General features: G+C 70.6%; 23 protein-coding genes. 18 read left to right on the top strand and 5 right to left on the bottom strand.

All coding sequences use genetic code 11. The annotated features are described in order from the left end of the window. Nucleotides 1-2: 2 nt before the first annotated feature. The 3 genes from C4V41_RS15990 to rfbD are packed head-to-tail and all read left to right on the top strand — an operon-like array spanning nucleotide 3 to nucleotide 2,868. Nucleotides 3-1,070, top strand: a complete 1,068-nt coding sequence (locus C4V41_RS15990; protein ID WP_103956682.1) for a glucose-1-phosphate thymidylyltransferase — start codon at nucleotides 3-5, stop codon at nucleotides 1,068-1,070. Continuing rightward, the gene (gene rfbB / locus C4V41_RS15985; protein ID WP_103956681.1) at nucleotides 1,067-1,990 is read left to right on the top strand and encodes a dTDP-glucose 4,6-dehydratase; all 924 of its coding nucleotides are present in this window, start codon (nucleotides 1,067-1,069) and stop codon (nucleotides 1,988-1,990) included. Before C4V41_RS15990 ends, rfbB begins: the two co-directional genes overlap by 4 nt. Beyond that, on the top strand, nucleotides 1,987-2,868 hold the full coding sequence (rfbD, locus tag C4V41_RS15980; RefSeq protein ID WP_200824019.1) for a dTDP-4-dehydrorhamnose reductase: 882 nt from the start codon (nucleotides 1,987-1,989) through the stop codon (nucleotides 2,866-2,868). The genes rfbB and rfbD overlap by 4 nt, the downstream gene beginning before the upstream one ends. Here rfbD and C4V41_RS15975 read toward each other — a convergent pair. Further along, on the bottom strand, nucleotides 2,791-3,396 hold the full coding sequence (locus C4V41_RS15975; RefSeq protein WP_103956680.1) for a dTDP-4-dehydrorhamnose 3,5-epimerase family protein: 606 nt from the start codon (nucleotides 3,394-3,396) through the stop codon (nucleotides 2,791-2,793). The genes rfbD and C4V41_RS15975 overlap by 78 nt on opposite strands. A 180-nt stretch (nucleotides 3,397-3,576) precedes the next feature. Between C4V41_RS15975 and C4V41_RS15970 the strand changes: the two genes are divergently transcribed. The 7 genes from C4V41_RS15970 to C4V41_RS15940 are packed head-to-tail and all read left to right on the top strand — an operon-like array spanning nucleotide 3,577 to nucleotide 10,920. Further along, nucleotides 3,577-4,803: a class I SAM-dependent methyltransferase gene (locus tag C4V41_RS15970; RefSeq protein WP_268808608.1), complete on the top strand. Its 1,227-nt coding sequence runs from the start codon at nucleotides 3,577-3,579 to the stop codon at nucleotides 4,801-4,803. After that, complete coding sequence (locus tag C4V41_RS15965) at nucleotides 4,800-5,573, top strand: glycosyltransferase family protein (protein WP_103956679.1); 774 nt, start codon at nucleotides 4,800-4,802, stop codon at nucleotides 5,571-5,573. The genes C4V41_RS15970 and C4V41_RS15965 overlap by 4 nt, the downstream gene beginning before the upstream one ends. Continuing rightward, nucleotides 5,552-6,223, top strand: coding sequence for a PIG-L deacetylase family protein (locus C4V41_RS15960; protein ID WP_235030154.1), 672 nt, complete (start codon nucleotides 5,552-5,554; stop codon nucleotides 6,221-6,223). Before C4V41_RS15965 ends, C4V41_RS15960 begins: the two co-directional genes overlap by 22 nt. Before the next feature lie 6 nt (nucleotides 6,224-6,229). Next, nucleotides 6,230-7,249, top strand: a complete 1,020-nt coding sequence (locus C4V41_RS15955; RefSeq protein ID WP_103956677.1) for an NAD-dependent epimerase/dehydratase family protein — start codon at nucleotides 6,230-6,232, stop codon at nucleotides 7,247-7,249. After that, on the top strand, nucleotides 7,246-8,511 hold the full coding sequence (locus tag C4V41_RS15950; protein WP_200824018.1) for a DUF4910 domain-containing protein: 1,266 nt from the start codon (nucleotides 7,246-7,248) through the stop codon (nucleotides 8,509-8,511). Before C4V41_RS15955 ends, C4V41_RS15950 begins: the two co-directional genes overlap by 4 nt. After that, nucleotides 8,499-9,479, top strand: a complete 981-nt coding sequence (locus C4V41_RS15945; protein ID WP_235030153.1) for a hypothetical protein — start codon at nucleotides 8,499-8,501, stop codon at nucleotides 9,477-9,479. Before C4V41_RS15950 ends, C4V41_RS15945 begins: the two co-directional genes overlap by 13 nt. Continuing rightward, the gene (locus C4V41_RS15940) at nucleotides 9,472-10,920 is read left to right on the top strand and encodes an oligosaccharide flippase family protein (protein ID WP_103956676.1); all 1,449 of its coding nucleotides are present in this window, start codon (nucleotides 9,472-9,474) and stop codon (nucleotides 10,918-10,920) included. Before C4V41_RS15945 ends, C4V41_RS15940 begins: the two co-directional genes overlap by 8 nt. Before the next feature lie 6 nt (nucleotides 10,921-10,926). Here C4V41_RS15940 and C4V41_RS15935 read toward each other — a convergent pair whose 3' ends face one another. After that, nucleotides 10,927-11,868: a glycosyltransferase family 2 protein gene (locus C4V41_RS15935; protein ID WP_160150296.1), complete on the bottom strand. Its 942-nt coding sequence runs from the start codon at nucleotides 11,866-11,868 to the stop codon at nucleotides 10,927-10,929. Between the two features lie 204 nt (nucleotides 11,869-12,072). Between C4V41_RS15935 and C4V41_RS15930 the strand changes: the two genes are divergently transcribed. Beyond that, the gene (locus tag C4V41_RS15930; protein WP_103956674.1) at nucleotides 12,073-12,819 is read left to right on the top strand and encodes a hypothetical protein; all 747 of its coding nucleotides are present in this window, start codon (nucleotides 12,073-12,075) and stop codon (nucleotides 12,817-12,819) included. A gap of 6 nt (nucleotides 12,820-12,825) precedes the next feature. Here the strand turns inward: C4V41_RS15930 and C4V41_RS15925 are convergent, their stop codons facing one another. Then, the gene (locus C4V41_RS15925; protein WP_268808607.1) at nucleotides 12,826-13,710 is read right to left on the bottom strand and encodes a DUF6492 family protein; all 885 of its coding nucleotides are present in this window, start codon (nucleotides 13,708-13,710) and stop codon (nucleotides 12,826-12,828) included. Between the two features lie 111 nt (nucleotides 13,711-13,821). Here C4V41_RS15925 and C4V41_RS15920 point away from each other — a divergent pair, with 111 nt between their 5' ends. Together C4V41_RS15920 and C4V41_RS15915 are read left to right on the top strand one after the other, a co-directional pair. Beyond that, entirely contained in the window at nucleotides 13,822-14,535 is a 714-nt protein-coding gene (locus C4V41_RS15920) for a hypothetical protein (protein WP_146103673.1), read from the top strand. Then, a complete protein-coding gene (locus tag C4V41_RS15915; RefSeq protein ID WP_103956671.1) occupies nucleotides 14,532-15,884 on the top strand; it encodes an O-antigen ligase family protein in 1,353 nt (450 codons plus the stop codon). Before C4V41_RS15920 ends, C4V41_RS15915 begins: the two co-directional genes overlap by 4 nt. Here C4V41_RS15915 and C4V41_RS15910 read toward each other — a convergent pair. Then, the gene (locus tag C4V41_RS15910) at nucleotides 15,823-16,368 is read right to left on the bottom strand and encodes a dTDP-4-dehydrorhamnose 3,5-epimerase family protein (protein ID WP_103956670.1); all 546 of its coding nucleotides are present in this window, start codon (nucleotides 16,366-16,368) and stop codon (nucleotides 15,823-15,825) included. The genes C4V41_RS15915 and C4V41_RS15910 overlap by 62 nt on opposite strands. A 172-nt stretch (nucleotides 16,369-16,540) precedes the next feature. On the opposite strand from C4V41_RS15910, the gene C4V41_RS15905 reads away from it, so the two are divergent. From C4V41_RS15905 to C4V41_RS15885, 5 genes are read left to right on the top strand one after another with little or no spacing between them, the layout of a single operon-like run. Then, entirely contained in the window at nucleotides 16,541-17,278 is a 738-nt protein-coding gene (locus C4V41_RS15905) for a WecB/TagA/CpsF family glycosyltransferase (protein ID WP_103957309.1), read from the top strand. 24 nt (nucleotides 17,279-17,302) lie between these two features. Next, a complete protein-coding gene (locus C4V41_RS15900; RefSeq protein ID WP_103956669.1) occupies nucleotides 17,303-19,396 on the top strand; it encodes a glycosyltransferase in 2,094 nt (697 codons plus the stop codon). 16 nt (nucleotides 19,397-19,412) lie between these two features. Next, nucleotides 19,413-20,702, top strand: a complete 1,290-nt coding sequence (locus C4V41_RS15895) for a hypothetical protein (RefSeq protein WP_103956668.1) — start codon at nucleotides 19,413-19,415, stop codon at nucleotides 20,700-20,702. Between the two features lie 11 nt (nucleotides 20,703-20,713). Beyond that, nucleotides 20,714-22,003 (top strand): hypothetical protein, encoded by a 1,290-nt coding sequence (locus C4V41_RS15890; protein WP_146103672.1) that lies wholly within the window; start codon nucleotides 20,714-20,716, stop codon nucleotides 22,001-22,003. Further along, nucleotides 22,000-22,875 carry a Gfo/Idh/MocA family protein gene (locus C4V41_RS15885; protein WP_103956666.1) on the top strand — a complete coding sequence of 292 codons (876 nt, stop codon included), beginning with the start codon at nucleotides 22,000-22,002 and terminating at the stop codon, nucleotides 22,873-22,875. The genes C4V41_RS15890 and C4V41_RS15885 overlap by 4 nt, the downstream gene beginning before the upstream one ends. Here C4V41_RS15885 and C4V41_RS15880 read toward each other — a convergent pair. Next, the gene (locus C4V41_RS15880) at nucleotides 22,872-23,930 is read right to left on the bottom strand and encodes an acyltransferase family protein (RefSeq protein ID WP_103956665.1); all 1,059 of its coding nucleotides are present in this window, start codon (nucleotides 23,928-23,930) and stop codon (nucleotides 22,872-22,874) included. The genes C4V41_RS15885 and C4V41_RS15880 overlap by 4 nt on opposite strands. Nucleotides 23,931-23,978: the final 48 nt, after the last annotated feature.

The raw sequence follows: 23,978 nt of genomic DNA, 5'->3' as shown, positions 1-23,978 counted from the left end.
CTGTGAAGGCACTCGTGCTCGCCGGAGGGTCGGGCACACGGCTTCGGCCCATCACCCACACCTCGGCCAAACAACTCGTGCCCGTCGCGAACAAACCGGTGCTGTTCTACGGCCTGGAGGCCATCGCGGAGACCGGCATCCAGGAGGTCGGCCTGGTGGTCGGCGACACCCACGAGGAGATCGAGGCCGCGGTCGGCGACGGCTCCGCGTTCGGGCTCCAGGTCACCTATCTGCGCCAGCAGGCGCCGCTCGGGCTGGCGCACGGCGTACTGATCGCGCGTGACTTCCTGGGCGACGAGGACTTCGTCATGTACCTGGGCGACAACTTCATCGTCGGCGGGATCAACGACCTGGTGGACAGGTTCGCCGCCCGGCGGCCGGCCGCGCAGATCCTGCTCACCAAGGTCGGCGACCCCACGCAGTTCGGCGTGGCCGAACTCGACACCGCGGGCCGGGTGATCGGCCTGGAGGAGAAACCGGCGCGGCCCAAGAGCGACCTGGCCCTGGTCGGCGTCTACCTGTTCAGCCCGGCCGTGCACAAGGCGGTCGCGGAGCTGAAGCCGTCGTGGCGGGGCGAGCTGGAGATCACCGACGCCATACAGTGGCTGATCGAGGCGGGGATGAACGTCGAGTCCTCGGAGATCTCCGGCTACTGGAAGGACACCGGCAACGTCACCGACATGCTGGAGGTCAACAGGCTGGTGCTCGAATCGCTCGAACCGCGGATCGACGGCCTGGTCGACGAGGCCAGCGAGCTGGTCGGCCGGGTGGTGGTCGAGCCCGGGGCGGTGGTCGAGCGCTCCCGCGTGGTCGGCCCGGTGATCATCGGCGCGGGCACGCGCATCCAGGACAGCTACGTCGGCCCGTTCACGTCCGTCGGCGCCGGCTGCGTCGTCACCGGCAGCGAGCTGGACTACTCGATCGTCCTGCCCGAATCCTCCATCAAGGGGGTGGGCAGGATCGAGTCCTCGCTGATCGGCCACCACGTCGAGGTGACCGCCTCGGTCAACACTCCCAAAGCCCACCGTCTCGTGCTGGGCGATCACAGCAAGGTGCAGATCGGTACATGAAGCGGATTCTGGTAACAGGGGGCGCGGGATTCATCGGATCCCACTTCGTCCATGGGCTGCGGGACGCGGAAGTGACGGTGCTGGACAAGCTCACCTACGCGGGCAACCGGGCCAATCTCGGCGGCGTGCCGCACGCGTTCACGCAGGGCGATATCTGTGACCCCGATGTGCTCCACCAGGTCGTGCCCGGGCACGACCTGGTGGTCAACTTCGCCGCCGAGTCGCACGTGGACCGGTCGATCGAGGGTGCGGCGGAGTTCGTGCGCACCAACGTGCTCGGCACCCAGACGCTGCTGCAGGCGTGCCTGGAGGCGGGCGTGCCCAAGGTCGTGCACGTCTCGACCGACGAGGTCTACGGGTCGATCGACGCCGGCTCCTGGGACGAGTCCGCGCCGCTGCGGCCGCGGTCGCCGTACGCGGCCTCGAAGGCGGGCGGCGACCTGATCGTCCTCTCCTACGCCATCACCCACGGCCTGAACGTCTCCATCACCCGCTGCGGCAACAACTACGGCCCCCGGCAGTATCCGGAGAAGGTCATCCCGCTGTTCATCACGAACCTGCTGCGCGGCCGGAAGGTGCCGCTCTACGGCGACGGCGGCAACGTCCGCGACTGGATCCACGTCGGCGACCACTGCGCGGGCATCCGCCTCGTCGCTGAGCTGGGCGAGCCCGGCGAGGTCTACCACATCGCCGGTACGGCTGAGCTGACCAACAGGGAGCTGACCGCCCGCCTGCTCGAAGCCTGCGGCCGTGACTGGGACCTGGTCGAGCACGTCGAGGACCGTAAGGGACATGACCGCCGGTACTCGCTCGACGACCGGAAACTGCGCGCGCTCGGCTACCGGCCGCGGATCCCGTTCGAGCAGGGGCTGAAGGAGACGGTCCGGTGGTACGCCGAGAACCGGGAGTGGTGGACATGAGGTGGCTGGTGACGGGCGCGGGCGGCATGCTCGGCCGCGACCTGACGCGATTACTCCGGGCCACGCCGGGCGTGCGGGTGCACGCGTTCACCAGGGCGGAGCTCGACCTGTGCGACGCGGCGGCGGTGGCGGGGGCGGTGCGCGTGGTGGCGCCGGACGTGGTGGTCAACTGCGCGGGCTGGACGGACGTGGACGGCGCCGAGTCGGACGAGGCGCGGGCCATGGCGGTCAACGGCACGGCCGTGGCCGGGCTGGCCCGGGCGAGCGCGGAGCGGGGCGCGCGGCTGCTGCAGATCTCGACCGACTACGTCTTCGACGGCGCGGCGCGGGCGCCGTACCCGGAGGACGCGCCGACGGGGCCGCTCAACGCCTACGGCAGGACCAAACTGGCGGGCGAGCGGGCGGCCCAGGGGCACTATGTGGTGCGTACGGAATGGCTGTACGGCGCGCACGGGCGCAGCTTCGCGCGGACGATGGCCACGCTGGCGGCGGCGGGCAAGCCGGTGCGGGTGGTCACCGACCAGGTCGGCCAGCCCACCTGGACCGCCGACCTGGCCGAGCGGCTCCTCCTGCTCGGTGCCGGCCAGGCGCCGCCCGGCGTCTACCACGCGACCAACGCGGGCCGGACGAGCTGGTACGACTTCGCCAAGCGGATCTACGCCCTGGCCGGCGCCGATCCTGGGCTGGTGGAGCCGGTCACCACGGCCGCCTTCCCCAGGCCCGCCACCCGTCCCGCCTACAGCGTGCTGGGCCACGACGCCTGGCGGCCGCTGCCGCCGATGCGCGACTGGAACTCGGCCCTAGACGCGGCCTGGCCGCACCTGCTGTCCGGCTGGGGATCCGTAGTGGGCCAGGCAGTCGGCGTAGGAAGGCAGTAGACCTTGTTCGGCTGCTTCCGCCAGCGTGGGCGCCGCGGCGTCCTTCTCGGACAGGATGGGCTCGATGCCCGCCGGCCAGTCGATGCCCAGGGCCGGGTCGAGCGGGTGGACACCGTGTTCGCGCCGCGGCGCGTACGGCGTGGAGCACAGGTAAATGACCGTGGCCGACTCGCTCAGCGCGAAGAACGCGTGGCCCAGCCCTTCGGCGAGGTGGAGCGCGCGCCGGTTCCGGTCGTCGAGTTCGACGGCCACGGAGCGGCCGAAGGTGGGCGAGCCGGTGCGCACGTCCACGACGACGTCGAGGATGCTCCCGGACACGCAGGTCACGTACTTGGCCTGACCGGGCGGGACGTCGGAGAAGTGCACGCCGCGCAGCGTGCCCCTGGCCGAGATCGAGCAGTTGGCCTGCGCCACCTCCATGGGGTGGTCGAGTTCGTCTTTTCTGAACCATTCGAGGAACGCCCCGCGGTGGTCGCCGTGGATACGCGGGGTGAGCAGAGATGCACCAACCAGATCAAGCGGGTCCATGGGGCGGATCATGACATAGCCGGAACTTTCCGACTAGGGCCTGTAACACATGGGATGAAAGCTCCGAATTGTCCTCCCGGGGGCTCCATTGGAGCGCGCCAGGCGCCAAACCGCTTAAACCAGTAAATCTCATCATTGGGGAGAGACCATGGCTTGTCAGAACCCGTGTGATAGAGGTCGATGCCGGTGAAACATTGCCGGTTATGCGGCTCCAGCAGTCTGGCGAGCGTGGTCGATCTGGGCGCCACGCCCCCGTGCGAGCTGTTCCTCACCACGGAACGGCTCGACGAACCCGAACCCACCTACCCCCTGCACCTGCGGGTCTGCACGAGCTGCTGGCTCGCCCAGCTCCCTCCGCTGATCAGGCCGGAGGACACGTTCACCGAATACGCCTACTTCTCCTCGTACGCGACCTCCTGGGTCGAGCACGCGCGGCGCTTCGCCGATGACGCCCTCGACCGCCTGAACCCGGGCTTCGTGGTCGAGGTGGCCAGCAACGACGGCTACCTGCTCCAGCACGTCGTCGCGCGAGGCGTGCGCTGCCTGGGCGTCGAACCGTCCGCGAACGTGGGCCAGGCCGCCATCGACAAGGGCGTGCCCACCCGCACCGCGTTCCTCGACCCGGCGACCGGGGCGGCGATCAGGGCCGAGCACGGGCCCGCCGACCTGGTCGTGGCCAACAACGTCTACGCGCACGTGCCGGACATCACCGGCTTCACCCAGGGGCTGCGCGCGCTCGTCGCCGACGACGGCTGGGTCTCCATCGAGGTGCAGCACCTGCTCACGCTCATGGAGCTGAACCAGTACGACACGATCTACCACGAGCACTTCCAGTACTACACGGTCGCCTCGGCCCAGCGGGCGCTGGCCTCCGGCGGGCTCGCCCTGGTGGACGTCGAGCTGCTGCCGACGCACGGTGGCTCCATCCGCCTGTGGGCCAGGCCGGTCGAGGTCGCCGGTGGCACGCCGAGCCGGGCGGTGGCCGACGTGCTCGACCGGGAGAAGGGCGCCGGGCTGGAGGAGATCGGCGGATATTCCGAGTTCGGTGAGCGGGTGGCCAAGGTGCGCCGTGACCTGCTGCGCTTCCTCATCGACGCGGCCGAGGCGGGCAAGACGGTGGTCGGCTACGGGGCGCCGGGCAAGGGCAACACGCTGCTCAACCACTGTGGCGTCCGGGCCGATCTGCTCGCGTACACGGTGGACCGCAACCCGTACAAGCACGGCCGATTCACGCCGGGGAGCCGCATCCCGATCCTGCCGCCGGGCAAGATCGCCGAGGACCGGCCCGACTACGTGCTGGTCCTGCCCTGGAACCTGCGCGACGAGCTGATCGAACAGTTGTCGTACGTCCGCGAGTGGGGCGGGCGGCTGGTCTTCCCCATTCCGTCCTTGGAGGTCGCACCATGAAGGTCGTGCTCTTCTGCGGCGGTTATGGCACCCGGATGCGCATCGGAGTGCCGGGGGAGGTTCCCAAGCCGATGCAGCTCGTTGGTCCGCGTCCGCTTTTATGGCATGTGATGCGCTATTACGCGCACTTCGGGCACACCGACTTCGTGCTCTGCCTCGGTTACGGGGCGCAGCACATAACCGAATTTTTCCTGAATTATCAGGAAACCGTCTCTAACGACTTCGTGCTCCGCAAAGGCGAGGTCGAGATGTTGTCGCAGGACACCTCCGACTGGTCGATCTCCTTCGTCCAGACCGGGATCCAGTCGCCGATCGGTGAGCGGCTGCGCCGCGTGCGGCCGTACCTGGAGGGCGAGGAGATCTTCCTGGCCAACTACGCGGACGTGCTCACCGACGCCCCGCTGCCCGAGATCATCGACACGTTCACCGGCATGGACGCGGGCGCGTCGATGATGGTGGTGCCGCCGCCGGGCACCTTCCACTGCATCGACATCACCGACGACGGGCTGGCACGTGACATCGTCCCGGTCAGCGAGATGCCGATCTGGGTCAACGGCGGCTACTTCGTGCTGCGCCAGGAGATCTTCGACCACCTCCCCGAGAACGGCGACCTGGTCGGCGACGCCTGCGTGGAGCTGTCCAAGCGCGGCCGGCTGATGGCCTACCGGCACCGCGGCTACTGGCGGCCGACCGACACCGTCAACCAGCGCATCGAACTGGACGAGGCGTACTCGCGCGGTGACCGGCCATGGGCGCTGTGGGAGACATGATCGGGCTGACCGCGACGCGGCTGGGCGCGGTCGTCGCGCTCGGCGCGCACTGCGACGACCTCGCCATCGGCGCGGGCGGCACGCTGCTCACCCTCTGCGCCGCCCGTCCTGGGCTGCGGATCGACGCGCTGGTGCTGTCCGGCGGCGGGACGGAGCGCGAGGAGGAGGAGCGCGCGGCGCTCACCGCCTTCTGCCCGGGCGCCGACCTGCGGCTGACCGTGCTCAAGCTGCCCGACGGCCGCCTGCCCGCGCACTGGCAGGAGGCCAAGGAGGCGCTGGAGGAGCTGCGCGCCGAGACCCGGCCCCACGTGATCCTCGCCCCGCACCGGGGCGACGCCCACCAGGACCACCGCGGCCTGGCCGAGCTCGTGCCCACGGCCTTCCGCGACCACCTGACGCTCGGCTACGAGATCGTCAAATGGGACGGCGACCTCGGCCGTCCCTCCGTCTACCAGCCGCTGCGGCCCGAGGTGGCGGAGGAGAAGGTCTCCCTGCTCCAGCGCCACTATCCCTCGCAACGGCGGCGCCCCTGGTACGACCGGGAGGCGTTCCTCGGCCTGGCCCGCATCCGCGGCATCGAGTGCGGCGCGAAATACGCCGAGGCCTTCCACGCCAGCAAACTCATCCTCGACCTCGCAGCAGGAGGCTAGCCGGACATGCGTGTACTCCTGACCGGACACCAGGGCTACCTGGGCACCGTCATGGCTCCCGTACTGGCCGCGGCCGGGCACGAGGTGACCGGCCTCGACTCGGGCCTGTTCGCCGACTGCGTGCTCGGCCCGACGCCACCCGACCCCGAGGGGCTGGCCGTCGACCTGCGCGACGTGCCCGCCGAGGCGCTGGCCGGATTCGACGCGGTGATCCATCTGGCCGCGCTGTCGAACGACCCGCTGGGCTCGCTGGCGCCCGAGCTGACCTACGACATCAACTACCACGCCTCCGTGCGGCTGGCCCGGCTGGCGCGGGAGGCGGGGGTGCGGCGCTTCCTGTACGCCTCCACCTGCTCGGTCTACGGGGCCTCCGGGGACGAGCCGGTGACGGAGGACGCGCCGCTGCGGCCGCTGACGCCGTACGCCGAGTCCAAGGTGCGCGTCGAGGACGAGCTGCTGGAGCTGGCCGACGCCGACTTCACCCCCGTCTTCCTGCGCAACGCCACCGCCTTCGGCTTCTCGCCCCGGCTGCGCGCCGACATCGTGCTCAACAACCTGGTGGGGCACGCGCACCTGTCCGGCGAGGTCAAGGTGCTGTCCGATGGCACGCCGTGGCGGCCGCTGGTGCACGCGCTGGACATCGCCGACGCGTTCACCGCCGTGCTGACCGCCCCCAGGGAGGCCGTGCACGCGCGGGCGTTCAACGTGGGCACCGAGCGCAACAACGTCACCGTGGCCGAGATCGCCGCCACCGTGGTCGAGGCGGTGCCCGGCTCGACGCTGCTCATCACCGGGCAGACCGGCGCGGACCCGCGCTCGTACCGGGTGGACTTCTCCCGGCTGCGGGCCGCGCTGCCGGGATGCGAGGCCCGCCGGTCGGTGAAGGAGGGCGCGGTCGAGCTGATCGACGCCTACCGCCGTCACGGGCTCACCAGGGAGGCGTTCGAGCGGCGCTTCACCAGGCTCGCCCGGCTGGCCGACCGGCAGGCGGCCGGCACGGTGGGCGGGGAGCTGCGCCCCCGATGAGCGGCAAGGAGATGCACGACCTGGTGACCCGGCTCTACCCGCTGTGCAGGAGCATCACGGGGGACGGCGTCCGGGCCACCCTCGACGTCGTCGGTGAGCACATACCGCTGACGGTGCACGAGGTGCCGACCGGGACGCCGGTGCTCGACTGGCACGTGCCGCGCGAATGGAACATCAGGGACGCGTACGTGCGGGATCCGGCCGGGCGCAAGGTGATCGACTTCGCCGAGTCCAACCTGCACGTCGTGGGCTACAGCACGCCCGTGTCCGCGACGATGCCGCTGAGTGAGCTGCGCGACCACCTGCACACGCTGCCCGGCCTCATCCCCTACCGGACCAGCTACTGGGCCGAGAACTGGGGCTTCTGCCTGCGTCAGGAGACGCTGGACGGCATGGAGGACGGCGACTACGAGGTCGTCATCGACTCCACGCTGGCCGACGGGCACCTCACCTACGCCGAGCACGTCGTGCCGGGCGGCGAGGAGGAGGTGCTCATCTCGTGCCACGTCTGCCATCCGTCGCTGGCCAACGACAACCTGGCGGGCATCGCGGTCGCCGTCTGGCTGGCCCGGCGGCTGGCGGAGGGCGAGCGGCGCTACACCTACCGGTTCCTGTTCGCGCCGGGCACCATCGGGTCGATCACCTGGCTCGCGCGGAACCGGGACGTGGTCGAGCGGATCAGGCACGGGCTGGTGCTGGCGTGCGCGGGAGACGCCGGCGCGCTCACCTACAAGCGGAGCAGGCGCGGTGACGCCGAGATCGACCGGGCGGTGGCGTACGTGCTGGAGTCGTCAGGACGGCCGCACCGCACGCTCGACTTCTCGCCGTACGGCTACGACGAGCGCCAGTACGGCTCACCCGGCTTCAACCTGCCGGTCGGCTGCCTGACCCGGTCGACCTACGCGAGCTACCCCGAATACCACACCTCCGGCGACGACCCGGCCTTCGTGCTGCCCGAGTCGCTGGAGGACACGCTGGAGACCTGCTGGGAGGTGCTCCAGGTGATCGAGGCCAACCGGCGCTACGCCAACCTCAGCCCGTACGGCGAGCCCCAGCTCGGCCGGCGCGGCCTGTACGGGGCGCTGGGCGGCCGCAGCGACACCCAGCGGGCGCAGATGGCGATGCTCTGGGTCCTGAACCTTTCCGACGGGGACAACACGCTGCTCGACATCGCCCGGCGATCCGGCCTGCCGTTCGCCGCGGTCGCCGAGGCGGCGGAGAGTCTACGAGAGGCGAAACTGGTGGCGGAATGGACACGATGAGCCTGCGGGCCGGTGACCTGGTGGAGGTCCGCAGCGAGGCCGAGATCCTGGCGACGCTGGACGAGCGGGGCGAGCTGGAGGGCCTGCCGTTCATGCCGGAGATGCTGAAGTTCTGCGGCCAGCGCCTCACCGTGCACAAGGTGGCGCACAAGCTGTGCGACACGCTGTACAAGACGGGCCTGCGCCGCATGGACAGCGCCGTCCACCTGCTCGGCGCGCGCTGTGACGGCGCGGATCACGGCGGGTGCCAGACGGCCTGCTCCCTGTACTGGAAGGAGGCCTGGATCAAGCGGGTCGATCCCGCCGACCTGCCGTCGGACGGCGTGCCGGACTCCCGGCTGCTGCCGCTCCTGGAGGTCAACACCCGCAAACCGGCGGGCGAGGACGGCTCCGAGCGCTACTCCTGCCAGGCGACCGAGCTGCTGCGCGCCGCGCCGAAGCCGCTGCCGATGGCCGACCTGACGCAGTTCGTGACCGACGTGCGCACCCGCAACGCCGGCCTCGGCGCGACGCTGCGGGCCGTCGCCATCGGTTTGTACAACCGGTTTCAGCATGTGACGAGGACGAGGCTGCCGAAGGCGCTCCTGATCAACAAGGGCAGGCCGTGGGGGCACATGACGGGCACCGTGCGCGGCCGTACCCCGGTCACGACCCTCGACCTGCGGCCCGGTGAGCTCGTCCGGATCAAGTCCAAGCAGGACATTCTCGACACCGTCAACGAGGATTTGGCGAACCGCGGCATGAACTTCGACGCCGAGCTGGCGCGCTACTGCGGCCAGACCGCCCGCGTGCGCGCCCGGGTCGACCGGTGCCTGGACGAGCGGACCGGGCGGCTGCTGGAGATGAAGACGCCCTGCATCGTGCTCGAAGACGTGGTGTGCGCGGGCGTGCACTCGCTCAACTGCCCGCGCGAGTTCTTCCCGTTCTGGCGGGAGATCTGGCTGGAACGGGTCACGGACGGTGGGTGAGCCCGGCGAGAGCACCCGGGCCGGGTCGGCGGGCCGGGGCCTGCGCTGGGGACTGGCCGCCAGGGGCGTCTCCAAGCTGGCCACCTTCGGCATGAGCCTGGTGCTGGCCCGCCTGCTCGCCGCGGAGGACTTCGGTCTCTACGCGGTCGCGCTGGCCGCCAACCAGTTCCTCTTCTACATCAACGACGCCGGGATCGTGTCGGCGGTCGTGCAGTGGCGGGGCAGGCTGGAGGACATGGTGGCCACCGCCACCACCGTGGTGCTGACGATCAGCGTGAGCGTCTACGCGCTGTTCTGGTTCACCGCGCCGTTCTTCACGACCCTGGCGGGCAGCGCCTCCGCCACGCCCGTGGTGCGGCTGCTCACCGTGATCATCGTCATCGACGGCTTCGTCAACGTGCGCAGCGCGATCATGCTGCGCGGCTTCCAGCAGGACAAGATCGCCAAGGCGAACATGGCGGGCATCGCCGTCCAGGTGCCGCTGGCGATCACGCTGGCGTCCCTCGGCGCGGGCGTCTACAGCTTCGCCGTCGGCGCGGTGGCCAACTCCCTGGTCAGCGGCATCCTGGTGCTCTTCTGGGCCAAGGTCCCCTACCGGCTCGGCTTCGACCGGGCCATCGCGGGCCGGCTGCTGCGCTTCGGCGTGCCGCTGGCCGGCAGCCTGGGGCTGGAGGCGCTGGTGCTCAACGCCGACGCGATCATCATCGGCAACACGCTCGGCCTCACCATGCTCGGCTACTACATGCTCGCCATGAACGTGTCGAGCTGGGTGCCCGGCGTGGTCGGCGAGGCCCTGCGGCACGTCACGCTGCCCGGCTTCTCCCGGGTCGCCGACGAGAACCCGGCGGCGTTCTCGGACCGTGTGCAGCAGATCGTGCCCATGCTGGTCACGCTGGTGACGCCGACCGCGGTGCTGATCGGCGTGCTGGCGCCACAGCTCGTGACCCTGCTGTACGAACCGCGCTGGCTGCCCGCCGCCGCTGCCCTGTCGTTCCTGATGGCGCTGATGACGGTACGCATGCTCACCGCGCTGGCCTTCGACATCCTCACCTCGCTGGGAGCCACCCGGCGCATCGTGTGGATGAACCTGAGCTGGGCGGCGGCCCTGCTGCCCGCGCTCTACCTGGGCGCGCGGATCGACGGCATCCGGGGCGTGGCGATTGGGCACGTGGTGGCCGCGTTCCTGGTCGGGCTGCCCGCGGCGGCCTGGCAACTGCGCAGGTCGGGGGTGGTGCTCGGGCCGATCGGGCCGCCGGTCGCGCGGCTGCTGCTCGGCGGCCTGGCGTGCGGCGTGACGGCCTGGCTGGTGGCGGCGTGGACCGCGGACACCATCGTGTTCGTGCGGCTCTGCGCGGCGGGCGCGGCCGGTTTCGCCGTGTACGTGGCGATCGGGATCTCGCGCGACCGGCTCAAGCAACTGCGTGACGTCGTGATGAGCTGAGGTGTTTCATCGGCGTGGCCGCCGGTTCCTGGTCACGTCGATCGCGGAGTGGGCCACGTTGCGCGCCATCGGTACGGCGTTCCTGCGCAGCCAGGGGCGCAGCGCGGCATAGGCGCGCAACCGCTGCCCGAAGCCGAGCGGCGCGGCGTGGATCATGCGCAGCAGCGCCCTGCCCTCCTCCACGTTGGGCAGGTAGAAGCGCTGGTCACCGGGCACCTCGCGGGCCCGGAACAGGCGGGCGTGGTTGACCTTGCTGTCGCTGCCCGCGTGGTTGCGGTGCCGCAGCAGCAGCTCGTCCACCACGACGAGTGGCCCGAACAGCGCCCAGCCCGCGATGATCACCCGATCGGCGGGCAGAATCGGTTCGAGCGGCCTGGCCCGCAGCAGCGTCTCGCGCCGGATGAGCCCGTAGAAGTGCATGGTGTCGTCGTAGTTGACCAGCCGATGCCGCAGCCGCGCCACCGGGTCGGGCTGGACGGTCGGCGACTCGTCCCGCCAATGGCCGATGACCTGGCCGTTCTCGTCGATCTCCTCGACGCCGGAAAGGGCCAGGGCCGCCTCGGGATGCCGACGCAACGCCGCCGAGAGCAGCGCCAGCCGGTCCTCGCGGTATTCGTCGTCGGAGGTGGCGTAGGAGAAGAACTCGCCCCGGGTCTCGTGCATGAGAGCGTTGTGGTTGGCCGTGACGCCGATGTTCCGGTCCCGGCGGATGTAGCGGACCCGCGAATCGGTTCTGGCGGCCTCGCGGCACAGCTCCTCGGTGCCGTCGGTCGAGCAGTTGTCCGCGATCACCAGCTCGAAGTCGGCGTCCTTCTGCGCGAGCACCGACCGCAGCGCCCCGGCCAGGTACGGCTCGCCGTTGTAGACCGGCATGCCCACGCCGATCGGCGGTTCGGCCCGGCCGATCAGCGACGTCGTGGAACGTTCTTGCGGCGATCGGGGCGTCATCCGGCGACCTCTTCTGGAGGAGTCTTCGACAGGGGGAAGCCGTGCGGCCCAAATGGTCTCGCGAAGATTGTCGATCGGCAAGACGCTCGGACTATTCGTAACATCCCACCTTCTGAAGGCGATAAGCCATCTGTATCGCATTTAGCGAGGCAAGCCCGTACTGGCGGGGGGTTGGTCGGGATAATGGCTTTTTGGAACGATCTGTTGGGCCTTCTTCGACGAAGGAACATCGCGCTCCCGATCCTCGCCCTCGGCCTCGTCCTCGCGTTAGTCGCCTTCTTTCTCGGCCCGTCGCGCTACAAGACGGAGTCGTCCCTCATCCTGACCGCCCCGCCGAGCGGCGGCACCCTGTCCATGGACCCGACCAAGCCGGTCGGCCTGACCAACCCGCTGCTGCAGTACAACGACGGGCTGCGGACCGTGGCGGGCATCCTGATCGTCGCGCTCAACAGCAAGGAAGAGCTGCGCAAGCTGGGCGTCGAGGAGGGCGGCGGCACCGAGATCGTGATCGACGACGGGCGGTCCAACTCCGACCTGCTCGGCGTCGTGACGCTGGGGCCGTTCCTGCACGTCATGGTCGAGAGCGACTCGCCCGACACCGCCAAGCTCATCCTGGAGCGGGCACACCAGCGGCTGAACGCGGAGCTGGTCAAGTATCAGACCACGCTCGGCGCGCCGAAGAGCACCTTCATCGCCATCAACACGGTGGCGCTGCTGCCGCCCGAGTACGACGGCTCAGGGAAGACCCAGCTCGCCCTGGGGACGCTGATCGGCACGCTGCTCCTCGGCTTCGCCGGCGCGTACGGGGTGCTGGTCCGCGGGCTCTTCCCCCGCCCCGCCCCCGCCCCCGCCCCCGCGTCGGAGGAGGCGGAACCCGCGCCGCCGGAGGGCGGCTCCGTCAACGGGCGGGTGCCGCTGAAAGAGCAGGACGAGGCCGCGCCCCGTCCGTGAGGCGCCTCAGGCCGTCCGGCGGGCGACCTCGGTGCCGTGGCGGATGGCCGCCCGCCGTACGTCGTGCGGGGTGCCGGACTTGGAGGAGATCATCATGCCGATCGCGTCCGGGCCCAGCCGCTCGGCGAAGTCCAGCGCGGTGCGCAGGTCCATCGGCGACTCGTCGGGGCTCTTGTGGCAGATCGCGGTGTCCGAAGGCGGCCGCCCGTCCGTGGCGCTGAGCACCTCGTCCACGTAGATGCCGTAGAGCATGAACTCCGACACGTGCAGCCGGGAGCCGAACGCGTCCACCCAGTGCCGTCCGGTGGTCTCCCGCAGCCGCTCCTGCAGCTTCCGCACGGTGGCCGGCTCCCAGAAGGTCAGCGGGCTCATGTAGTCGGGCAGCGGCGGCTCCGGCGGCGGCGGGAGCTTGAGCAGGTCGCGGGCCACGTGATGCCACAGGACGTGCCGCGTCATGAGCGGATGCACGCCGTTCTCCAGCCGGTGCAGCAGCACGCGGCCGTCGATCAACGCTCGCTCGGCCGTCACCGGCCGGACGAGGACCACGTCGGAGTCGGCCACCAGCGCCACGTCGGTGCGCATGTCCCCGGTGGCGGCGAGCTTGACGATCTGCTGCAGCACCCAGCCGCGCACCGGCGGCCACGGCCGGAGCAGGTTGATCCACAGGCCCATGCGAGGCACCTTGACGTAGCGCCTGGGCAGTTGGCCGTTCACCAGCCAGACCCGGCAGCGCGGCCCCTCGTACGGCGCGAACAGACTCCAGTCATGACTGGGCACGAACACGTGGTGCACCGTGTCGGAAGAGGTGAATTCGAGCACCGAACGGTGTAGATCGTCGAAGTGAGCGAGGTCAGGACCATAACTCGGAGTAACCACCGACAGCGTCTTCATGGCGATGTTTCTATCGACGCCGGACTTTGGCACGTTACAGAAGATAAGTAACGCCTTTCGCGTTTCTGCCGATTGCCAGGACAAGGGGTGATTCGTGGCTGGGGGGCTGTGGTGGACTTCTGGAAAGCGATCACCGTTCTCCTGCGCCGCTGGTACGTCGCCCTCCCCGCGCTGCTGCTGACCTTCACCGCCGCCTACGGCATCTACAGCACGATCCCCACGCAGTACTCCTCGACCGCGCTCATGGTGCTCACGGTGCCGACGAGCGGCTCCTACCGGCCGCCGAACCCCACCGACCCCAACCCGCTGGTCAACCCGCTGCTGAACTTCGACGGCGGGCTGAACATGACGGCCTCGATCCTGGTCCAGATCCTCAACGGCCCCGAGGTGGCGGGTCAGATCGGGGTGCGGCCGGACTCCACGACCACGTACAAGGTCAACAACGGCCACCCCAACCCCGAGCTGCTGATCAGCGCGCCTTTCGTGGTCATCGAGGGCACGAGCCGGTCGCCGCAGGACGCCAAGGCGATCGTCCAGCGGGTCGCCGAGCGGGCGAAGATCGAGCTGAAGCGGCGGCAGCAGCTCCTGAACGCGCCGCAGGAGACGTTCATCAACCTGAACGAGATGGTCGCGCCGACGGAGCCGGCGGCCGAGCGGGGCGGCAAGACCCGCACCGCGGCGGCCGTGTTCGCGCTGGGCGTCATGGCGGCCCTGGGTTCCTCGTTCGCCGCCGAGAGCATCATGACCGGGCTGCGGCAGCGGAGGCGGGAGGCGCCACCTCAGGACTCCGAGACGCCGAGCGAGGAAGCGGTGTTGCAGCGTTGAACGTCGCGGTACGTCCTCTGCCGGCCACCCGCGGCGCCGATGGCGCGACCCTGTGCGCGTTCTTCGTGGTGGTCCTCATCCTGGTGCCCGCCCGTCAGGTGATCGGCGGGCTGCCGTTCGACCTGACGTACGCGGAGGCCATCGGGCTGTTCGCGGCCGTCTGGTGGTTCTGCGCGCACCTGACCAGCACGCTCGGCGCCGCCAAGGGCCCGAATCCGGTGCGGTACGGCATCTACTTCTACGTGTTCGCCTTCCTGATCACCTACGCGTACACGGCCGCCGGCTACCTGCCCTCCTACGAGCTGGAGCTGTCCGACCACATCCTGGTCATCACGGTCGGGATCGTCGGGATGGCGCTGCTCGCGGTGGACGGGGTGTCCGGCCGCGACCGTGTCGACCTGGTGCTGAAGACCCTCGTCGTGGCCGGCGCCATCATGGGGGTGATCGGCGGGATCCAGTTCCTGCTGTCGTTCGACATCACCCAGTACATGCAGGTCCCCGGATCGCGCGTGCGGGCGGTCGAGGAGACGATCCTGCAGCGCAACGGCGTCAACAGGGTGGCCTCGACGGCAGGGCATCCCATCGAGTTCGGCGTGGTGTCCGCGATGGTGCTGCCGCTGGCCCTGCACTACGCGTTCGACGCCTGGGAGCGCAAGGTGCCCTCGCTGCGCTGGTGGATCCTGTGCGCGCTGGTCGCCCTGGGGATGGCGTTCTCGGCCTCGCGCTCGACGGTGCTGGGGCTGGCGTCCTCGGGCGCGGTGCTGCTGGCGGGCTGGAACAACGCCCGGCGGCTCAGGGCGGGCGCCGGGCTGCTCGGGTTCCTCGTGCTGCTGAGGTTGTTCGTTCCCGGGCTGCTCGGGGCGATCTTCGGGCTGTTCACCAACCTGGACAACGACGAGAGCCTGCGCTGGCGGACCAACGACTACAGCACCGCGTTCACCGAGTTCGCCCAGCATCCCTGGCTCGGCCGGGGGAACGGGACCTGGTTTCCGCCGCATCATCCGGTCTTCGACAACCAGTATCTGCTCACCGCCGTGCAGGGCGGGATCTTCGGGCTGGTGGCGTTCGCCGGGTTGTTCGTGATCGGGATGTGGGCGGCGCTGCGGGCCAGGAGGGTCAGTACGGACGCGCGTACCAAGGATCTGGGGCTGGCGCTGGCGGCCTGCCTGGCGGTGCCGCTGATCGGCTGCGCCACATTCGACCTCAACTCCTTCAGCACCGCGAACTCGCTGGCGTTCCTGCTGATCGGGCTGGCCGGCGCGCTGCTGCGGACGGCGCGCCACGACGTCACGGCTCCAGACGCTGCCGGGCCTGCTTCCACGAGCCCGCCGCCAGATCCCGCGCGCTGATCGCGGTGACCGGCAGCGGCCAGGCGATGGCCAGGTCGGGGTCGTCGTAACGTACGGAGATGTCCTCGGACGGGTCGTGTTCCCGGTCGATCCGGTAGCAGACGTCCGCCTCGCTCAACGCCTGGTAGCCGTGGAGCAGGCCCGGGGGCACGTACAGGTGAGTGAAGGTCTGGTCGTCGAGCACGACCGTCATCCGCTCGCCGAACGTGGGAGAGCCGGGCCGCGCGTCGACAAGCACGTCGAACACCGCGCCGCGCGCGCATCTGACCAGCTTGGCCTCGCCGCGTCCCGACCTGCCGTGCAGGGCCCTGATCGCGCCGGCGACCGTGCGCGACTGGCTGTCCTGGATGAAGGCGGCCGGGTCCAGCCCGTGCTCCCTGGCGATCGCGGCGTCGAACGTCCTGGTGAACAGGCCGCGCTCGTCCAGGTGGGGGGTGGGGATGAACAGCAGTGTCCCGGCCAGTGGGCCGCGCTCCACTCTCATGTGGGCCATCCTGGCCGCTGGCGACTCGGGCGACCAGTATGTAACGGATAAAGCTCCCCTCCGATGACAAAAAGGAAGGACTGGCGGCGCGGGTCCGAGGAGGGGTGAGGACATTCCGGTGGACCACTCCCCGAACGAAGCCGATTCCGCGCGTGTAGGCGCCGTCCAGGTCATGGCCCTGAGCGAGGCCGACGTCGCCGACCACGTCACGCGAGGCTGGCAGGACGGTACGGGTGGCTCGATCGTGACCGCCAACGTGGACATCGTCCGGGCCGCGACCCGCGACCCTCGGCTCGCCGAGCTGGTGGCCGGCGCCGAACTGGTGGTGGCGGACGGCATGCCGGTCGTGTGGGCCGCCAGGATCGCCGGCCTGCGCATGCCCGACCGTGTCACCGGCGCCTCCCTGGTCTTCACCCTCACCGAGCGCGCCGCCCGCGAAGGGCGCTCGGTCTTCCTGCTCGGCGGCGAGCCCGGAGTCGCCCAGATGGCCGGCGAGGTGCTGGCCGCGCGCTATCCCGGCCTGCGGGTGGCGGGGTCGTACGCGCCGCCCTTCGGCTTCGACCAGGACCCGGGCGGCATGGAGAAGACCGTGGTGACGGTCCGTACGGCCGCGCCCGACCTGGTCCTGGTGGGACTCGGCTTCCCCAAGCAGGAACGCGTCATAGCCGCCCTCCGCCCAGGACTCCCGCACGCCTGGTATCTGGGCTGCGGGGCCGGCATCCCGATGGCGGCCGGGCACTTCAGGCGAGCCCCCCGCGCCCTGCAGCACGTGGGCGGTGAATGGCTCTTCAGGCTCGCGCTGGAGCCCCGCCGCCTGGTGCGCCGCTACCTGCGCGACGATCTGCCCTTCGCGTTCGGTCTGCTGGCCGGAGCCGCATGGCGGCGCCTGACCACGGACCGCCGTCCCTGACTCCCCACAGATTGGCTATCGCTGATGAGCGTGCCCGTGACCGACGTCCCCACGCTTGCCGTCGTCATCGTCACTTATAACAGCGGCCAGATCATCGAGGAGTGCCTGGCCAGTCTGGAGCCGGCGCTGCGCGGGGCGGGAGCCGCCAGGACCATCGTGGTGGACAACGACTCACGCGACGACACGGTGGCCAGGGTGCTCGCCGCCGGGCCGGGCGTCGAGCTGATCAGGACCGGCCGTAATGGCGGGTTCTCGGCCGGCGTGAACGCGGGCATCGCCGCCGCGCCCGGCTGCGACGTTCTCGTGTTGAACGCCGACATCAGGCTCAAGCCGGGCTCCGTACGGCTGCTCCGCGAGCGGCTGGGCGATCCCGGCATCGGCATCGCGGTGCCCCGGCTGGCGTACGGCGACGGCAAGCTCCAACTGTCGCTGCGCCGCCGCCCCACCGTGCTGCGCGCCCTCGGCGAGGCCCTGCTCGGCGGGCTCACGGCCGGCATGTACGCCCCCCTCGGCGAACTGGTCGTCGACCCCCGCGCCTACGACAAGCCGTGCACGCCCGACTGGGCGACCGGCGCGGCCTGGCTGATCTCTCGCCCCTGCCTGGACGCCCTGGGACCCCTCGACGAACGCTACTTCCTGTACTCGGAAGAGACCGAGTACATGCTGAGAGCCCGCGACCACGGCTTCGCCATCGCCTACGAGCCGCGGGCGCGCGCCGTCCACCTCGGCGGCGATCAGGCCAACTCCAGCCCGCTCTGGACGCTGGCCGCGCTCAACCGCGTCCGCCTGCACCGTGAGCGCCACGGCCGGGCCCGTGGCGCGCTCATGAGGCTGGCGGTGGCGCTGAACGAGGCCCTGCGCGCCGTCCGCCGGGGGAAACAGGACGGCGAACGCCACCGGCGGGCCCTGCGCGAGCTGGCCACGATGCCGGAGTGGCCGGAGCCGCCCGGCGCCCCGCCGCCTTATGTCTGCTTCTCCGCCCAGGACTGGTGGTATCACAACCGGGCGCACTCCGACTTCCAGCTCATGCGCCACCTCGCCGCGTCGCGCAAGGTCCTGATCGTCAACAGCATCGGCATGCGCATGCCGATGCCCGGCCGGAGCACGTTCGTGGCCAGGCGCATCGCCAGGAAGCTCCGCAGCGTGGCCAAGCTCGTCCGCCGGGTGGAGCCCCGATTATGGGTGATGTCCCCGCTCCCCTTACCCCTCTACCGCACGTCGCGGGGCCGGGCGCTGAACGCCTGGCTGATCAGGACCCAGGTACGGGCCGTCTGCGCGCTGCTGGGCCTGCGCCGCCCGGTGATCGTGGTGACCATCCCGACCGCCTGGGACGCGGTACGCCCGATGAGCCGCCGCGCCCTGGTGTTCAACCGCTCCGACCGCCACTCGGCCTTCCCCGAGTCGGACAAGGCCACGATCGAGGCCCTGGAACGCCGCCTCCTGGAACGTGCCGATCGCGTCGTCTACGCCAGTCGCGCCCTGATGGCCGAGGAGGCGCCGCTGACCGGGACCCGGGCCCACTTCCTCGACCATGGGGTCGACCTGCGGCATTTCACCCCGGTCCCGGCCGCGGAGCAGCCCGGCGACCTGCTGGCCATCCCCGGGCCCCGGATCGGCTTCTTCGGCGCGCTCGACGACTTCGTGGTCGACTTCGAGTTGCTCGAACGGGTGGCCGTGGAGCTGCCCCGCGCCTCGCTCGTCCTGATCGGCGACGCGAACGGCGACATCGAGCGGCTCACCAAGCATCCCAACGTGCACTGGCTCGGGTTCCGCCCGTACTCGGTCATCCCCGCCTACGGCTCGGGCTTCGACGTCGCGATCATGCCCTGGCTGGACAACGACTGGATCAGGCACGCGAACCCGATCAAGCTCAAGGAGTTCCTCGCGCTCGGCCTGCCGGTGGTCAGCACCGAGTTCGACGAGCTGGCCCACTACGCCGGCCGGGTGAGGGCGGCGGCGGCCCCGGAGGAGTTCATCGCGGCGATCAAGGTGAGCCTGGCGGAGGGCCCGCCGCAGCCGCCGGCGGCGCTGCGCGCGTCGCTGGCGAACGCGTCGTGGACGGGCCGCGCCGCCGACCTGGCGGCCCTGGCCGAACGTCCGCCGAACGCGCCGGAATGACGGGCAGGGGGACGTCGTGAGGCTGCTCACGCTGGCCAAGGCGGGGACGGTCGTGATGGCGGCCGTGGTGGCGGTCGCCGGGTTCACCTGGTTGCGCGCCCACCCGGCGGCCCCCGCGCCGGGGTCGATGACGGCCGCGACCATGTCGCTGCGCCCCATCCCCTGGGAGGGCGGCCCGGCAGCCTACGACGCCTGGCCGGAAGCGGTGAGCGCGGGCTGGACAAAGCCCTCCTTCTTCCCCGTCGGGCTGTGGTTCGCCACGGTCCGGCGCGACGACCAGGCCGCCACGGACCGCTCCATGGGCATCAACACCTACGTCGAGCTGACCGCCGACAGCAGGCCGGAACCGCTCCGGAAGGCCGGGATGAGCGCACTGACCGCCAAGCGGCTGCCCGGCGCGGGCGCGGAGACGGTGGGCTGGACGCTGGCCGACAAGGCCGACGTATGGGCGGGCATCGGCGACGCCGACTGGACCGGCTCGGTCGCCGCGTCCCCGCCCCCGTGCAAGCCCGCCCTCCTGGCCTGCGGCTACACGGTGATGCAAACGCTTGCCGGCCGGCTGCCCGGCGACTCCCGGCCGCGCTACGCCGCCTTCGGCAAGGGCGTCACCCACTGGGCCACCGACCAGCAGGGGCTCAAGTTCGTCAACGACTACGCCGACCTCGTCGGAGTGGACGTCTCCTGGTACAACGACCCGAACATCTGCGCCGAGGCCACCCGCTGGCGGCAGCTCCCGGCCGCCCAGTGCCGCCTGGCCGCCAACTACGGCGAGACCGTGGACCGGGTGCGGGAGCTGGACGCCGCCGACGGCCGCAGGAAACCGGTCTTCGCCGTCATCTCGCTCGCCGGGCTGACGCCGCCGCAGGTGGGCGGCGCGGTGATGAGCTCGCTGATCCACGGCGCGCGTGGCATCGTCTACGACGCCCACGACCCGGGCCCGCGCTGCAAGAGCGGCAACCTGCTCCGCAGCGCCTGCGGTCAGGCGATCAGGAAGGCCGTGACGGACATCGACGGCCTGATCGAGCGGTTCGCGCCCATCCTGAACACCCAGTCCTACGCCTACGACTTTGCGCCCGACCTGGACACGATGGTCAAGCGGCACGACGGCTCCTTCTACCTGTTCGCCATGCTCGGGCGCGGCAGACCGGCGGGGGCGTACCCGCTCACGGTTCCGGCGAACCTGTCGAAGAGCGGCCGGATCGAGGATCTCCTGACCCGCCGTCCCATCGAGGTCGACAGGGAGGGGCGCTTCACCGCGACCTTCGAGGCGGAGCACGCGTACCACGTCTATCGGATAACCCCCTAGCTGGGAGGGAAATGGCTACCCGGAAGGTGCCCAAGCGGTTGTTGCTGGTCGCGCTGGTGTTGCTGATCGGCGTGGGGTGGGTCGTCGCACAGGTACGGGCGAGCGCGGAGCGCTTCGACCTGCCACGGGTCACCTGGGAGGGCGGCCCCGCCTACTACGCCAGGTTCGGCGCGGCGGCGGACGCGGGCTGGACGAAGCCGGACTTCTTCCCGATCGGGGTCTGGTTCGAGTCGGTCGTCGAGGAGCGCGACGTGCGGCTGGACAAGGAGGCCGGGCTCAACACCTACGTCGAGCTGACCGCCAACAGCAACATGGGCCTGGTCCGCTCGAACGGCATGTCCGCCATCACCAGCAAGCCCCTGCCCGGCGCGGGCGGCGAGACGGTGGGCTGGATGATCGCCGACGAGGCCGACATGTTCGCCGGGCCGGGCGACGGCGTCTGGAGCGGCAAGTACGGCGGCGAAGGACAGGTGTGCCTGCCCGACAAACCGCCCTGCGGCTACACCGCGATGCGCACGCTCAAGGACAAACTCCCCAAGAACGACGGGCGGATGCACTACGCCAACTACGGCAAGGGCATCGCCATGTGGGAGTCCGACGCGGAGGCGGACCGGTTCGTCAACGGCTACACCGACATCATGTCGACGGACGTCTATTGGTACACCGACACCGGCATCTGCCCGGAGGCGGCGAACTTCATCAAGCTGACCTCGGACCGCTGCCCGCGCGCGGCCAACTACGGCCGGGTCGTCGACCGGGGCAGGCGGCTCGACGCCCTGGACGGCCGCCGCCAGCCCGTCTACGCCTTCGTCGAACTGGGCTGGCCGGGCACGAACGGCCTGCGCTCCATCACCCCCGACGAGGTCGCCGGAGCGGTGATGAACTCGCTCATCCACGAGGCCCGCGGCATCATCTACTTCAACCACAGCTTCGCCGGCCCCTGCCCCACCCAGCACGTGCTGCGCGAGCCGTGCGCCAAGGACATCAGGGCGGCCGTGACCGAGCTGAACGGCAGGATCCGCTCGCTGGCGCCGGTGCTCAACACCCAGTCCTACGTCCACTCCTTCAACCCCGAGCTGGACACCATGCTCAAGGGGCATGACGGCTCCTATTACGTGTTCGCCATGGTGGGGGAGGCCACCGCGCCGGGCCCGCAGACGCTGCGGCTCCCCGAGGGCCTCGCGACGGCCGGGAACGTGGAGGTCATGTTCGAGAACCGGACCGTCCCCGTCCGCGACGGCGCCTTCACCGACACGTTCGAGCGGCCGGACAGCTACCACGTCTACCGGATCACGCCATGAGCGAGCCGGTGACGGTCGGGCTGGCCGGCGCCGGTCCGTGGGCGCGGCGTTTCCACGCGCCCACGTTCGCCGCCGGCCCGGAGACCAGGCTCGCCGGGGTCTGGAGCAGACGGCATGCGGCCGCCGAGGAACTGGCGGGCGAGTACGGCGTGACCGCCTTCCGCTCGTACGAGGACCTTCTGAGCGCCTGCGAAGGCGTCGTGTTCGCGGTGCCGCCCGACGTCCAGGCCACCCTGGCGACCCGGGCCGCCCACGCCGGCCGCGCCCTCCTCCTGGAGAAGCCGATCGCGCTGTCGGTGCCCGAGGCGGCGGCATTGACCGCGGCGGTCGAGGCCACCGGCGTGCCCACCCAGGTCGTGCTCACCCACCGCTACCGGCCCGTCATCCGCGACTTCTTGGACCGGTTGCGGGACTTCCCGGTGATCGGGGCGCGCGGCTGCCAGCTCACCGGTGAGTTCCTCGACGGCACGTACGCGGACAGCCCGTGGCGCGCGACGGCGGGCGTGCTCTACAACACCGGGCCGCACGGAATCGATCTGCTCGACGCGGCCCTGGGCCACATCGAGGAGATCACCGGCATGGGCAACAAGGACGGCTTCCTCGCGCTGACCTGCCGGCATGAGAGCGGCGCGGTCAGCCAGCTCACGATCTGCGGCCGGGTCCCGCCGGGCCGCCGCACGCACTACGAGGTGTACGGCCCGCAGGGGACACTGGTGCTCGACTTCACCAAGCTCCCAGAAGACTCGGCGCCGACCAGGGCCAACCTGCGCGCGGAGTTCGCCCAGGCCGTGCGCACGGGCGTACCGCATCCCATCGACGTCCACCGCGGCCTGCACCTGCAACGACTGCTGGCGCAGGCGGAGATCGTCTAAGGCGGGACCGCCACCGGTTTGCGCCGGCGCAGCCGGAGGGCGGGGGCCTCGACCAGGCGCCAGCTCAGCGCGGCCAGCGGCAGCACGATGGCGGTCGTGGCCAGCAGCACCAGCCACGGCTCACGGAGCCCGAGCAGGACCAGCACCTGCTGGGCCGGGAAGGCCAGCAGGTACGCGCCGTACGACAGGTCGTAGGAGCCGGTGGGCCGGTGCAGCGCCGCCGGCGCGCGGAAGGCGACGAGGAACGTCACGCAGGTGATCGCCGCGATCGCCCCGAGGTTGGCCGGCGGCGTCCCCCACAGCAGCGGCCACACCACCAGCAGAACCGCCGTCAGCCACACCGGCGGCACCCAGCGCAGCTCCCTGATCAGCATGCCGAGCGCGAAGAAGGCCAGCGGCTGCGCGGCGAAGGCCGAGACGACCAGCGGGACGAGCGGACCGGCGTACCCGGTGAGGTGGATGACCGTGGTGGCGGCCAGCGCGACCACGACCAGCCCGGCCAGCACCGCCCGGCGGCGCAGCAGCCCGAGCAGCCCCATGACGGCCACGCCCGCGTAACAGAGCACCTCGACCCAGATCGTCCACAATGACCCGTTGACCGCGCCCGCATAGGGCAGCCCCTCGAAGACGCCGGGCAGCGTGTAGCTCACCGGCTGGATGAGCAGCCCGCGCACGATGTGGCCCCAGGTGCCGGACGCGGCGAAGTAGTCGGCCGCCGGCAACGTGCTCACCAGCGGCCCGAGCAGCAGCGCCGTCAGGACGACGACCAGGGCGTACGCGGGATAGATCCGTAACACCCTGCGGAGCGTGTAGCGGGCGGGCGACGGGTCGGACAGCCAGCTCGCGCTGATCAGGTAGCCGCTGATGAGGAAGAAGACGCCGACGCCGATGCCACCGGCGCCGATCCCGCTGGCCGGGGTCAGCGGGGTGCCGTGCCCGGAGAGCACCCAACTGTGCTCCACGACGACGGCGAGCGCTCCCAGAAGCCGCAGCAGGTTGAAGGCGTTGGCCCGGGAAGAGCCGGAATCTGTGGGTAACGCGCTTGCTCCGGCCACTCAGCAGCCCCCCGCGAGTCCTCCGACGCATTCCGAGATGTATCGGTC

The organism is Nonomuraea solani (assembly GCF_900108335.1).
GTDB classification, from domain to species: domain Bacteria; phylum Actinomycetota; class Actinomycetes; order Streptosporangiales; family Streptosporangiaceae; genus Nonomuraea; species Nonomuraea solani.
Note: the sequence above shows the minus strand (reverse complement) of the source record. Positions and strands in the feature narration are given on the sequence as shown.

Bases quoted from the DNA above. Each gene is read 5' to 3' on its own strand.
- rfbB (WP_103956681.1), top strand. From the start codon at position 1,067: ATGAAGCGGATTCTGGTAACAGGGGGCGCGGGATTCATCGGATCCCAC.
- C4V41_RS15955 (WP_103956677.1), top strand. From the start codon at position 6,230: ATGCGTGTACTCCTGACCGGACACCAGGGCTACCTGGGCACCGTCATG.
- C4V41_RS15925 (WP_268808607.1), bottom strand. From the start codon at position 13,710: ATGAAGACGCTGTCGGTGGTTACTCCGAGTTATGGTCCTGACCTCGCT.
- C4V41_RS15890 (WP_146103672.1), top strand. From the start codon at position 20,714: ATGGCTACCCGGAAGGTGCCCAAGCGGTTGTTGCTGGTCGCGCTGGTG.
- rfbD (WP_200824019.1), top strand. From the start codon at position 1,987: ATGAGGTGGCTGGTGACGGGCGCGGGCGGCATGCTCGGCCGCGACCTG.
- C4V41_RS15975 (WP_103956680.1), bottom strand. From the start codon at position 3,396: ATGGACCCGCTTGATCTGGTTGGTGCATCTCTGCTCACCCCGCGTATC.
- C4V41_RS15900 (WP_103956669.1), top strand. From the start codon at position 17,303: ATGAGCGTGCCCGTGACCGACGTCCCCACGCTTGCCGTCGTCATCGTC.
- C4V41_RS15970 (WP_268808608.1), top strand. From the start codon at position 3,577: ATGCCGGTGAAACATTGCCGGTTATGCGGCTCCAGCAGTCTGGCGAGC.
- C4V41_RS15950 (WP_200824018.1), top strand. From the start codon at position 7,246: ATGAGCGGCAAGGAGATGCACGACCTGGTGACCCGGCTCTACCCGCTG.
- C4V41_RS15910 (WP_103956670.1), bottom strand. From the start codon at position 16,368: ATGAGAGTGGAGCGCGGCCCACTGGCCGGGACACTGCTGTTCATCCCC.
- C4V41_RS15945 (WP_235030153.1), top strand. From the start codon at position 8,499: ATGGACACGATGAGCCTGCGGGCCGGTGACCTGGTGGAGGTCCGCAGC.
- C4V41_RS15885 (WP_103956666.1), top strand. From the start codon at position 22,000: ATGAGCGAGCCGGTGACGGTCGGGCTGGCCGGCGCCGGTCCGTGGGCG.
- C4V41_RS15935 (WP_160150296.1), bottom strand. From the start codon at position 11,868: ATGACGCCCCGATCGCCGCAAGAACGTTCCACGACGTCGCTGATCGGC.
- C4V41_RS15965 (WP_103956679.1), top strand. From the start codon at position 4,800: ATGAAGGTCGTGCTCTTCTGCGGCGGTTATGGCACCCGGATGCGCATC.
- C4V41_RS15960 (WP_235030154.1), top strand. From the start codon at position 5,552: ATGGGCGCTGTGGGAGACATGATCGGGCTGACCGCGACGCGGCTGGGC.
- C4V41_RS15905 (WP_103957309.1), top strand. From the start codon at position 16,541: ATGGCCCTGAGCGAGGCCGACGTCGCCGACCACGTCACGCGAGGCTGG.